Source organism: Prevotella dentalis DSM 3688 (assembly GCF_000242335.1).
Taxonomy (GTDB): Bacteria; Bacteroidota; Bacteroidia; order Bacteroidales; family Bacteroidaceae; genus Prevotella; species Prevotella seregens.
This window is the reverse complement of the sequence record NC_019960.1, coordinates 45361-57263: the sequence shown is the minus strand read 5'-3', so window position 1 is coordinate 57263 and position 11903 is coordinate 45361. Positions and strand designations below refer to the sequence as shown.

At 61.7% G+C, this 11903-nt stretch carries 6 protein-coding genes; 4 read left to right on the top strand and 2 right to left on the bottom strand.

The genetic code is table 11. The features are described from left to right. Positions 1-19 precede the first annotated feature (19 nt). The 3 genes from PREDE_RS00210 (at position 20) to PREDE_RS00195 (ending at position 5868) form a co-directional block, all read left to right on the top strand. Positions 20-2365, top strand: a complete 2346-nt coding sequence (locus tag PREDE_RS00210) for a fibronectin type III domain-containing protein (protein ID WP_005845623.1) — start codon at positions 20-22, stop codon at positions 2363-2365. Between the two features lie 62 nt (positions 2366-2427). After that, a complete protein-coding gene (locus PREDE_RS00205; RefSeq protein ID WP_005845620.1) occupies positions 2428-3087 on the top strand; it encodes an Ig-like domain-containing protein in 660 nt (219 codons plus the stop codon). 711 nt (positions 3088-3798) lie between these two features. Continuing rightward, a complete protein-coding gene (locus PREDE_RS00195) occupies positions 3799-5868 on the top strand; it encodes a hypothetical protein (RefSeq protein WP_005845617.1) in 2070 nt (689 codons plus the stop codon). 241 nt (positions 5869-6109) lie between these two features. Here PREDE_RS00195 and pncB read toward each other — a convergent pair whose 3' ends face one another. Further along, on the bottom strand, positions 6110-7321 hold the full coding sequence (gene pncB / locus PREDE_RS00190; protein ID WP_005845615.1) for a nicotinate phosphoribosyltransferase: 1212 nt from the start codon (positions 7319-7321) through the stop codon (positions 6110-6112). A gap of 445 nt (positions 7322-7766) precedes the next feature. Continuing rightward, positions 7767-10724 carry a carbohydrate binding domain-containing protein gene (locus tag PREDE_RS00185; RefSeq protein WP_005845613.1) on the bottom strand — a complete coding sequence of 986 codons (2958 nt, stop codon included), beginning with the start codon at positions 10722-10724 and terminating at the stop codon, positions 7767-7769. Between the two features lie 207 nt (positions 10725-10931). Here PREDE_RS00185 and PREDE_RS00180 point away from each other — a divergent pair, with 207 nt between their 5' ends. Beyond that, positions 10932-11825 (top strand): DMT family transporter, encoded by an 894-nt coding sequence (locus PREDE_RS00180; RefSeq protein WP_005845612.1) that lies wholly within the window; start codon positions 10932-10934, stop codon positions 11823-11825. Positions 11826-11903 lie beyond the last annotated feature (78 nt).

The window sequence follows — 11903 nt, the reverse complement described above, 5'->3', positions numbered from 1 at the left end:
AACCTCAAAGGAAAGACTTATGAAGACAACCAGACATATCATCGCAATGGTGCTCGGGCTGATGGCCGTCACGGCCTGGGCACTGGCCCCGGCCGGACCATCGGCCGGCGGCCCCCGCCACAGTGGCCAGACACCCGCCGGCAGCCCCGCCGCGGGCGGCATGGCCGCCGACAGCCTCGTGGACGACACGCTCGACATGGCCGACATCGAGCCCGACTCGGCCTCGCTGCGCCTCATGGAAGAGATACGCCGGCAGGTGCGCGACTCGCTGGCCCAACGGGTAGACGGCACGAGCCTGTCCACGATCAACATGTTCATCCGCAGCTACCCCGACAGCGTGGTGCTGCGCTGGGCCCCCGAGGACTACGTGTCGTGGAAACACCTGAACCGCGTGGGCTACAACGTGTTCCGCGAGTGGCGTGAGGGCAACGAGCTGCACTTCGACACGCTGGCCCTGGCCCTGAAGCCGCTGACACAGGACCAAATGCAGGCCAAGTATGCCGAGGAAGACTCGCTGGCCATGATGGTGATGGGCCTGATGTACGGAGTGGGCGGGCTGAAAGTGTCCGACATCAAGTACGAGCCGGGCTCCATGGGCTCGCTGCTGGCCCTGCACGACGACCAGCAGACCACCTTCGGCTTTGCCGTGCTGCTGAGCGAGTGGCGGCGCGACCTGGCCGAAGACATGGCCCTGCGGCTGGTGGACCGCCAGGTGAAGAAAGGACGCAAGTACAACTACATTGTGCAGGCCGTGGAAAACGACACGGTGATGGGCATGTACTTCAAGTCGGCCTACATCGAGGGCGTGGAGACCTTCCCCTACAAGGCGCAGCCTCTCGAGGTGACCCTCGAGGACTCTGTGGTGGAGAACAACACGGTGCACCTGCGTTGGAAGAACGACCTCTACTCGTGCTTCGAGGTGGAGCGGCGGCGCAAGGGCGCAGGGGCGTGGACACGGATTACCGAACGCCCCTACATGCCCATGCCCGAGGCCGACCTTCAGGAGTCGGCGTGCCTCTACAACGACGGCCCACTGGAGCCCGGCACCTACGAGTACCGGGTGCTGGGACACGATGTCTTCGGCGACCTGACGCTGCCCAGCCCGGTGCACGAGGTGCACGTGGGCGACAACGTGCCGCCGGCGCCGCCGGTGCTGCGGGACATCTTCATCGAGCGTCCCGACAACGACCCCTCGGCGCGCGTGCTGGCCCACATCCGCTGGAGCAAGGACACGCTGGAGAGCGACTTCGTGGGCTTCATGCCGCTCTACTACAACGAGCGCGTGAACGGCACGGAGTGGAAGCCGCTGTGCGAGAAGCTGCTCGCCCCCACCGACACCAGCTGCACGGTGGACGTGACGGGACTGCCCACGGGCATGCTGGTCATCGCGGCCTACGACGAGGCCGACAACGTGACGGCCACCATCCCCTACCAAATCCGCATCACCGACATGAAGGCGCCCGAGCCGCCCGTCAACTTCACGGCCACCGTGAGCCGCATGGGCGTGGCAACCCTCACCTGGGACCAGCCCGAGTCTGACGACGTGGCCCACTACGACCTCTACTTTGCCAACGACACCACGCACCAGGCCACGCAGCGCAACAACGGCACGCTGACCGACAACTTCTATCAGGACACGCTGGCCCTCGACGTGAACCAACGCTACATCTACTATAAGGTGCGGGCCGTGGACTACTCGTCGAACATCGGGCAGTTCACGCCCTGGCTCCAGGTGGAACGCCCCTCGCTGGTGCCGCCCTCGGTGTGCCATCTGGACTCGGCGTGGAACGACGAGCAGGGCATACACATGAACTGGGCCATCGGCCGCGACGCCGCGCTCGACTTCCACAACATCTACCGGCGGCTGGCGGGCGAGCCTGAATGGCACCTGCTCGACATCATCTACCAGGCCGACATCCTGGCCACGGGCGACACGGTGATGGCACTGTGCGACAACCCGGGCTACAACCGCCGGCGCAGGTACGAGTATGCCGTGGAGTCGTTCAACAACACGGGCATCAGCAGCGGCATGAGCCTGGCCTTCTCCACCCTGTACAAGGGCCCCGACGTGATCGACGTGCCGGTGAAACTCATGGGCACCTACGAGTCCAAGGGCGGCGAGACGCGCCTGGCCTGGGACGCCAAGCCGCCGCAGGACGAGGGCGACTACTACTACTGCGTGTACCGCCGCGCCCAGGACGACGACATCTTCCGCTTCCTTATCTCGACCAAGGCCGGCGACCCGTCGCTGATCGACTACAACACGCGGCGGGGCCAGGAGGCCGAATACTACGTCATCGTGAAATTTGCCGACGGGCGCACCAGCCAGCCCTCCAACGTGGTGAGGGTGAAGGCTGCGCTGTGACCCCCGCGCCCCGGCACCACCCACCCGCCACCACCATCACCCACCCGCAAGAAGACAGCGATATGAAGACAAAGACTTGGATATACAGCCTGCTGGCCGTCACCGCACTGAACTCGTGCGGGCAGCTGTTCGACTTTGAAGACAACGGCACCGTGGACACGGCCACCATGACGCTCGACCGGCACGAGCTGACGCTCATGATGGGCGACAGCTACGTGTTGCGGCCCAAATTCGTGCCCGACTCGGTGTCGAACGAGGAGATATACTGGTCGTCGGACGCCGAACACATCGTGAAGCTGCGCAACGACACGCTCGTGGCCCTCATGCCGGGCCGCTGCACGGTGACGGCCCTCTCGGTGCAGCGCCGGCTTACCGACCAGTGCGTGGTGAACGTGCAGCACCGCTGGGCGTTCAACCCCGTGGGCTACCGCTACGACATGGTGGTCTACGCACGCATCACCGTGGGCGGCCAGCCCCTGGGCGACCGCTACATGGTGGCGGCCTTCTGCGGGGAGGAGCTGCGCGGCGTGGCCGTGCACCGCGAGCAGCAGGGCGTGGGCTACGAGGAACTGCGCATCTACAGCAACCGGCCCGAGGGCGAAACCATCTCGTTCAGGGTCTACGACCGCAGCACGGGCATCGTGGGCCCGCTCCCCGGGAGTATGAGCTTCGACGGGGAGGCCCACGGGAGTCTGGGGAATCTCGTGGCTCTCGGAAGTTGAGAACGCTGTGCTTGCCCACGCAGGGCAGCTTCTTCTCCGCACGCAGGGCGCATCTGCTCCTCACGCAGAGCCCTTTTCTTGCCGCACGCAGAGGCGCAGAGAGAGGGAGATTTGCGAGGAAACTCAAAAGACTCTGCGCCTCCGGGGTGGAGAAACAAGAGCATAAAAGAGCCTATAGAGCCCTACCTTGCCCACCCAGAGACTTTACTTGCCACACGCAGGGACTTTCCTTGCCGCACGCAGAGGCGCAGAGAGAGGGAGACTTGTGAGGATACTCCAAAGACTCTGCGCCTCTTGGGTGGAGAAACAAGAGCATAAAAGAGCCTATAGAGCCCTATCTTGCCCACACAGAGCGGCTTCTTCGCCGCACGCAGGGCCCTTTTCTTGCCGCACGCAGAGGCGCAGAGTTTGAGAGGTTTCTCCAAAAACTCCCTCCCCTCCAAGACTCTGCGGAAAGAAAAGAAAAAGGAATCTCCAAAGACTCTGCGGCTCTGCGTGAGGAAAGAAAAAAGGAAACTCCAAAGACTCTGCAGCTCTGCGTGAGGAAAGAAAAAAGGAAACTCCAAAGACTCTGCGGCTTTGCGTGAGGAAAGAAAAAAGGAAACTCCAAAGACTCTGCGGCTCTGCGTGAGGAAAGAAAAGACACCGCGTGAAAAGAAAAAGAAAGCACCGCGTGAAAAAAGAAAGAATGAACGAAGAAAGACAACGACTATGCGCAAGAACATTCTCTTATTGATGGCTCCGCTGCTCGTATTCTGCCTGTCGGCGTGCAGCCTCTACTTCGACGAGCAGAGCTTGCCGGAGGAGCAGCAGGGTGTGGGCCAGGAGGCCCACAGGAACGACAGCACCACCCAGGTGGACTACGAATACCAGCCCGGCGTGGTGAAGCTCACCACGGCCCGCGGGGCGTATCTGGTGATGGTGGAGGCCGACACGGTGCTCTACTTCATGGACTCCACCCCCGAGGACATGCAGCTGCGTGAGGGCAACCTCGTGAGCTGCGGACGCACGGAGAAACTGCCCAAGGGGGTGAACGGACGCGTGGAGCAGGTGCAACGGGCCAACGGCATGCTGCGATGCACCGTGACAAGGGTGCCGCTGAACGAAATCTTCAAGACGCTGAAAGTGGAAATGCACGGCAAGGCGCAGTGGCAGGAGGCCGACCTCGTGGACGAGCAGGGCAACCCTGTGGCCCCGGCCAAGGGCACGAGGGCCAATGACTTCAACAAGAGCCTGTACAAGATGGACTGGAAATTCAACATCGAATCAGACTCGAAGGGCAAGGCGTCGGCCAAGTATGCGCACAACGGCAAGACCACCGACGTGAGCATTCCTGCCAACCTGAGCAGCCTGATGGGCAAGGCCGACTTCAATTTCGAGGTGGGGGCACAGACGGAAGAGACGGTGAACGTGTCGGTAGACATCAACAGTCCCTCGGTGAAGTGCTACATCGAAGAGAAGTCTTCCATCGCGGTCAAGGCCCACGTGGGCAAGGACTACAAGAAGGACAGCCTCGTGGTGCTGGAGAAATATCCCGAGGGCAAGCGGCTGCGGCTGCTCGACTCGCCCGTGGCCATCGACCTGATCTACGGCGTGGGCTCGGCGCTCAACCTGGATCTCTCGTCGAAAGTTACGATGGAGAGCGGCGTGGAATCGCACCGCAAGCTGGGCTTCGAGTATGTGAACAAGAAGTTCGACTTCATCAACGAGAACCTCACGCCCGACCAGGATGTGTTCAAGAAGCTGGATGTGACGGGCTCCTCGACCACATCGGTCAAGGCCCTGGCCACGGTGGGGCTCGACATAGGCGGCTACGTGACGGGCTCGGTCAAGGGCACGGTGACCACGGGACTGGAGACGGCACTGACGCACGCGCAGTTTGGCAGTGACACGCTGCAGCTGAACGACAAGAACTACGTGCGCCTCTTCGTGGCCGCAGGGCTCGACGCCGAGGCGAAACTGAAGTTCAAGGGCATCTCGCTGCCCTCGTACACCAAGCACCTGGCGGAGAAAGAGCTGTTCAGCAAGAAGTGGCCGCTCTTCCCCCGCCTGATTGACCTCACGGTGTCGCCGCGCGACGCCTCGGAGAGCAAGGTGTCGTATGACGGGCAGGTGACCGTGAACAGCGGCCTGATGGCCAAGCTGGGGGCCGACATCCGCCCCTTCCTGCGCCTCTACAACGGCGACAAGTATGCCGACTTCCTGCCCACCGAGACCTCGCCCCAGACGGTGACGGGCGACGGCAGCAACCGTTTTGTCTTCGCCATTGCCGACCGGGACAAGGACGCGAGCTTCGAGGCGGTGCCGGGACTCATCTATGCCGATCGCAAATATCTCTACAGCCGCAAGGAGTTTGCCCAGCCGGTGTCGGCGGCAGACGTGGGCATCGCGCTGATGAACTACACGCAGCTCTACGGCGACAAGAACCTGACGACGGACAACAGCTTTGCCCATGAATACATCTTCAACATCGACGCCAAGGTGCTGGGCGGGGCGAAGCTGGCCAGCTGGGGCATCGCCGTGAAGATGCTCAACCGCAAGGGCAAGACCATCGGCACGAAGGACTACGACGTGAGCAAGAACAGTTCGGGCACGTACACCGTGCGCTTCACGCTCTTTGCCAGCGCCGACCCCACGTGCACGGTGCGCCTGCAGCCCTACGCCAAGACCACGGACGACAAGGAGCTGCGGTTCTGCGAATACGAATTCACCCTTGACAACCCGGCCGAGAACCGCCTGGGCGAGGGCAAGGACGCCGACGTGACGCTGGGCGCAGAGTAGCCTCGGCGCCGCTCCGGGCCGTGGCCCGCGGGCCGCGACAAGGCACGGCAAAGGCCGCAACAGACCCATGGGGAATCTGTTGCGGCCTTTTCGTGTGACGATGGCGGCGCAATCGCAAGGCCGTCGCGGCGCAATCGCAAGGCGTTTATGCCGTCATCGCGCGGTGATGACGGCGCAAACGCGGGGCCGTTACGCCGTCATCTTTTGGGGCTTGTGCGGGTATGGGCCGCAGCGGCCGGCGTCAGCGGCCGGCGTCCCAGTGCAGCGCGTCCATGAAACGGCGTATCACCTCGGGGCGGCCGGTGTGCTTGCCGTCGTCCTCGGAGAGCTTGCAGGTGTCGTTGTAGAAAGGCCACGCCTCGGTAATCTTCACGGCCACGAGCTTGATGACGGTGTTCATCGGGACGACGCCCGGGAAGTCGTTGGTGAAATGGGTGCCTATGCCGTAGGAGGGCTGGCACAGCCGGATGGCATATCGCTGGATGGCGATGGCGTCGTCGGTGGTGAGGGCGTTGGAGAAGATGACCTGCTTGGTGAGGGGATCAATGCCCAGCGAGCGGTACTTGTCTGCGATTTTTTGCAGCTGCTGGCGGTTGTCGCCGCTGTCGATGCGGAGTCCCTTGAACAGGTTGGCAAAGTCCTCGGAGAAGTTCAGGGCAAAGATGTCCCAGCCGAAACTGTCGTAAAGATAGGTGCCGAGGGCCCCGCGGAAAGTGTTGCGCCAGGCGTTCATGGCCAGGTGGTTGGCCATCTGGGGGCCGAACATGCCGCCGATGGCGCACACAAACTCATGGGCCATGGTGCCCACGGGCATGATGTTGTGCTTCATGGCCAAGTAGACGTTGCTCGTGCCCACCAGCTTGCCCTTGTGTCCGCGGGCGGCGGCGCAGTCGCGCAGGGCGCGCACCACGGTGTCCTCGGCCTCGAACGAGGCGCGGCGGCGTGTGCCGAAGTCGGAGAACACGCAGCCGGCGTCGAGCAACCGCTCGGCCTTGCGGTAGGCCCGGCGGTAGTAGTCGGCGTAGTCGAACTGCCGGTCCTGGCCGGTCACGATGTAGTAGAGCTCGGAGACGATGGCCAGCACCTTCACCTCGAGCAGGATGGTGTCGGACCAATTGCCCTCGAAACCGATGTGCAGGTGCCCCTCGTCGTCCTGCCTCACGTCCACCCACTCGGAGCGATAACGGAATCCTTTCATGTAGGTGTAGAACCAATTGGGAATGTAGTAGCACTTGCTGCGCATGAAAGCAATCTCCTCATCGGTCATCACCACCTGCTCCAGCATCCTGACCTGCTCCCTCACGAGCTCGGCAAAGCCCGGGGGATAGACGGTGTTGTTGCGGTCCACAAAGGTGTAACGCACCTGCGCCCGCGGGTAATTGTCGATGACGGAGCAGCACATCGAGAACTTGTAGAGGTCGTCGTCCGTGAAATGATTGATAATCTGTCTCATATCTTCTTTGATGATTAGCGGGGAAAGAGGGGGTGAGAGGCTCTTGGCAGGGCCTGATGACCAGGGACAGGCATAGGCCTGGATGGGTTCTTATAGGCTTTGATAGGCTCTTATAGGCCAGTGATAGGCTTTAATAGGCACTTATAAGAGCCTATCCCCTCCTCTCCTATCAAGGCCTATCACTGCCTATCAAGGCCTATCGGTGCCTATCAAGGCCTATCACTGCCTATCAGAGCCTATCCCCGCCTACCAGTGCCTAAGCCCTATCCCAGCCTATCAAAGGCCTATCACTGCCTCCCCCTCCGTGCAAAGGTACGAAAAAAGCCCCACACCGTTTGGGTGTGAGGCTCTTTTTTCGGCTTCATCCTGCTTTCCGGGAGACATATCCCCCTGCAGAATGGCTGCTTGTCCACCGTCAGGCAACAGCTTGCCCGCCCTCGGGCGGCTACTTGTTCACAATCACTTTCTTGCCGTTGATGATGTAGATGCCACGGGGCAGGCCCTCGGCGCGGTCGGAAACCCGCTGGCCGGCGAGGTTGTAGACACCCTGCACGGCGGGCTTCGCGGCCTCGTTCACCGACACGCCCCGGACAGCCGTCACAAGACCGTCGAAGCGGGACTCGGCGCGCTTCAGCGTGAGCAGGGCCTTGACCTGCAAGGCGGCTTTCTCGGCAGCGGCATCCTTGTTGGTGATGTAGCGGTGCTCGGCGGTGCCGGCCGTCTCGTCGGCGGGCTGATAGCCCACGTAGGTCTGGAGGAACGGAGCCTTCACCGTGGAGCTCAGGGCGTAGGCCGGCGTCTGGCCGTCCACGGCGCTCTGTGCGGCCAGCACGGCATTGCGCAGGGCCTTCACCGTGTCGCTGGTCAGTGCGGCATGGGCATCGAGCGAGGCCTTGGCGGTAGCCATCTCGTCTTTCAAGGCCGTCTCCAGGTCGGCAGCGTAGACAGCGAAATCGCCGCAGTAGCGGATGCTGTTGCTGCCAAACTGATAGGTGTTGAGACCGCCGACCGCAGAGGCGTTCTGCAGGCCGTCGAAACCAAACTGTACGTCGGTGGGCGTGTCGTCGATCTTGTTGTACACCACCGTGAAATACTGCGGCGTGTTGCCGCCATAGCCCAGCGAGTCGACGAAGTTACGGTTGGTGTGCAGGGAGATGACGGCGATGGAGTCGGCCGACTCGGCAGCCTTCACGAAATAGTATGCGCGTGAATCGGTGGTCTCGTCGCCGTCGCGGCTGCCATTTTCGTTGTAGCCGAACCACTGACAAGCGAAGACATAGGCACCGGTATGGGTCAAAGTGACGTTCTGCACCACCTTGTTCTTGCTGTAAGCCGTGTAACCACGCCACATCTGAATGTTGCGCACGGCGTCGAAGTGGTCGTTCTTGCCGAACTTCCAGCGGCCGTTGTCGGTCTGCGAGCCGGAAGTGTCCCAGCCGGAAGCGTTGCCCGACTCGAAGCTGGCGTTCTTAACGGTCACCTCAGAGGGGTTGGCATAGCTGGCCGTAGTGGCCTCAAAGTTGGACACGGCGGTGTTGAGCGCAGCCACTTGGGCGGCCGACTTGGCGGGGTCGCCCTCCAAAGAGTCGGCCTGTGCGGCGAAGACGGCGATAAGAGCGTTGGCCTCGGCGAGCTCATTCTTCAGGGCAGCGCGCGTGGCGGCCGATGCCTTGGCATTCTTGGGGTCGTCGAAGCTGGCCTGAGCCACGGCCGTGGCAGAGACGAGGGTGGTGTAGGCCTTGTTTGCGGCATGGTAACCGTCGATGAAACCACGCATGTTGCGCATCACCTCCAGCAGCGAGTCGGCCACGGTCACCATGGTGCCGTCGCCCGCGGCCGACGGCAGCTCGGTGGTGGACTCGGTGCCCTCCAGCGTGGTGTAGTCGGCAGCACAAGCCTCGATGCCCGCCCGCAGGGCTGCCTTGCCCCAAGGATAGTCGGACAGGGAAACCACCACACGGGCAGAATCAATCATGCGCTTGGCGGCCTCCAGCTGGATGGCCTTGGCATTGTCCTGCACGAACTTGGCGATGTCGGCCTTGGCCGTGGGACTGATGAGACGGAGCACGGGGTTCTTGTAGTTGAACTGACCGCCGTTGTCCATGGCCTGATGGATGACGCCCACGTTGACATTCAGCTCGTTGGGCGTGACGGGCGCGTCGAAGTCCTTGACGATAAAGTAGGTCTGGTAGTCGCGGGCGCTCAGCGTCTCGGCGGCCAGCGTGTCGGTGCCGGCAAATATGCGGCTGGTCACGGACTGGTCGTAGTTGACGGTGTAGTAGGAATTGTTGACCTTGGTCTTGAAGTAAGCATAGCCCTGGGCGTCGATCTGGAAGAGATATTTGCCGGCGGGCAGTGTCTTGTGAATGCCGGCATAGCCTGCGGGCAGCGCATAGTTGCCGGGGAAGGAGGAGTTGATGTAGTCGGCATCCTCGGGCTGATGGAACCAGCGGCCCGAGCCGCCCACGTACCAGTCGCCGTAGTTGCCGCCGCCTTTCTGAATCTTGGTGCCCCACAAGGCGCGCGAGGAGATGTCGCCGCCAGCCACCAAGTCATAGGAGTTGGCGTCGAGATAGTTCTGCTCCGCGCCCACCATGGAAGCCACAAAGTCGGTCATGACCTGCATGTCGTCAAAGTTGATGCCCAGCGGGTCGCCGCTGTTGGCAGCCAGACAGGCCTCAAGCCCCTCGACGAGTCCCTGCAACTCCTCCTTGCCCTCGGGCAGTTCGGCCAGGGCGAGGAGCTTCTTGTCGTAGGCCAGCTTGCGCTTGAGGATGCGCGTGTCGTAGACCTGGGCCACCTCGTGAACCTCAATGTCGGTGACCTGCGCCCCGACGTCGAGCCGTCCGATGGCAATCTGGATGCCGCCTACAGAGCCGCCGGTCACGGTGTCGGTGAAAGCAAACGACACGTCTGTCCACTGATTGGCGGGGATACCCGTCGTGGTGGCCACCTGCTGGAAGCGTGCAGCGGTCTTGCTCGACGAGAAGTCGGCATTGGCAAACACGTCGATATAGTTCTGTGCAGTGCTCGTCACGCTGGTGGTGACGGCCGCCGGCATGTAGACCTTCATGGAAACCACGTAGGTTTTGCTGGCCTCGAAAGGCACCGACTGGAAGATATAGGCACCCTCTGCCCCGTCGGCGTTGTTCAGACTCTGGAGTGCATTTTGCCCGTTGGGGCCAGCACCGGTCTCCACCGACCAAAAGTCGGGGGCCACAGCGGCACCGGCCAGATTGGTCCAGGAGCTGTAATTGTCGGCAAAATTGCCGTTGGCAATCAGGTTCTCTCCCACAACCTTGTACTTGGCATCGGAGGTAAAGATGTAGTCGTTCACGTTGTAGGCCAACGCAGAGACGGCCATCACACCCGCAGCCAACGATAGAAGTAATCGTTTGTTCATAGATGTTTTGTTATTTAATGATGTAAAACTATACGCTTGGATAGGTTCTTTGTCTTTAAGCCAGTGGCAAAAATACACATTAATTGTATCTCTTGCAAAGGAAAATCCGGCCAAAAACGCCGAAAAGGTCCTTTCTGTCAAAAATCAAAGACGATTGACAAAATCGAAAGGCAACGGAAATGCGGAATTATCACTACCTTTGCCCGCATGATGGAAAAAAAGAAACTCGAGGGCCACGCCGCCGTGCTGCTGGCCAATACAATCTTCGGGCTCGGCGTGCCCGTGACCAAACTGCTGCTCGACGACTGGGTGTCACCCATGGCCTACATGGCCACACGGTGCATCGGGGCGGCCGTGATTTTCTGGCTCATCTCGCTGTTCATGCCGCGCGAGCGGGTGGAACGGCGCGACCTCATGGTCATCATGGGAGGCGGGCTGCTGGGCTTCGTCGTCTCGCAGACGCTCACCGCCTGGGCGCTCAACTTCACCAGTCCCGTGTATTTCAGCCTCATCGCCACGCTCACACCGGTGGCGACGATGGTGTGTGCCGCGCTACTCATCGGCGAACGGCTGACGGGCCGCGGCGTGACAGGCGTGGCGATTGGCGTGGGCGGCGCGCTGCTCATGGTGCTGACGGGCTGGCAAGGCGGCAGCGGCAGCAACGATTTGATGGGCATCGGACTGGCCTTGCTGAGCCTGCTCACGTGGGCCCTGTACCTCATCGTCACGCGGTCGGTCTCGGCCAAGTACAGTGCCGTGACGCAAATGAAGTGGGTGTTTCTGGTCTCCACGGTGGCGGTGCTGCCTTTCTCGTGGGGCGACCTGCAGGGGGCCACGCTCTACAGCGGCGGCTGGCAGTGGAGCGGGGTGCTGGAAATGGCGTTCATCGTGGTGTTTGCCACGGTGGCCGGCTTTTTCGCCATCCCCTTTGCCATGCGCCATCTGCGTGCCACCACGGTGAGCATCTATACCAACCTGCAACCCATCGTGGCCTCGCTGGTGGCCATCGGGCTGGAGCAGGACGTGCTTACCTGGGACAAACCAGTGGCCTTGGCCCTTGTATTGCTGAGCGCATACATCGTCACGACTGCCTCCAAATAGGAGCCAGCCCCGGGAGGAGGCGTTTCCTGCTCACGCGAGAGGGGAATTTTTTCACGCAGAAACGCAGAGGAAAGGAGG